This is a genomic window from Streptomyces nanshensis (assembly GCF_001751255.1).
Taxonomy (GTDB): Bacteria; Actinomycetota; Actinomycetes; order Streptomycetales; family Streptomycetaceae; genus Streptomyces; species Streptomyces nanshensis_A.
Window position 1 is genome coordinate 1 of the sequence record NZ_LJGW01000485.1, and the last position, 707, is coordinate 707.

Consider the following 707-nt stretch of genomic DNA (forward strand, 5'->3'; position numbering starts at 1 on the left):
CACCGCCGCCTCCGCGTGCGTCCGCGCCTCGTCCAGCAGCCACGGTGCGCCCTGCTCGCGCCAGCGCCTCAAGTGCAGTTCCGCCGCGGCCACTTCGGACGCCGGGGCGGGCTCGCCCCGGTCGTGGTCGTAGAAGCGCATCACGCGGGCCGGGATCTCCGCGAACAGCTCGTCGGGGGCGTCGCGCGGCGAGGCGGGCCCGCCCTCGGACTGTCCGCCGTCCGCGGGCCGCCCGCCCATGCGCGCCACCGCCAGCGCCGGGAAGTTGCGGGTGCCCTTGCCGAACCGCCGTGTGACGTACTCCGAGAGGTGCTTGAGCATCAGCCGGGCGGCGCCCGACTCCAGTGACCGCAGCAGGAGTTCGCGTACACCGGGCACGAAGTCGTAGCGCGGCCCCGGGGATCCGTCGATGTCCGGCAGCCGCTCCAGCAGCCCGGAGAGCAGCACCTCCGCCAGCTCCATGGCCCCGGTGTCGGGGAACATCGCCTCCTGTACGAGCTGGATGACGGGCAGCAGCAGCGGCACGGCCGACAGATGCACCGCCAGGTCCAGCGCACCGGGCGAGGCCGACGCCCGGAAGGCGGCGAGCAGTTCGCCCGGTTCGGCCGTGCCGGAGGCGGCGGGCACCGGCATCGCGTGGTGCCGTGGCCGCACCCATGCGGCGGCGCCGCGCACCGACTGCCGTCCCTCGCCGCCCAGCAGCCGCG

Annotated in this window: 1 pseudogene; it reads right to left on the minus strand. The window is 75.7% G+C overall.

From position 1 onward, the window contains the following. Positions 1-707: pseudogene (locus AN218_RS37170) on the minus strand (tetratricopeptide repeat protein); the annotation flags it as partial.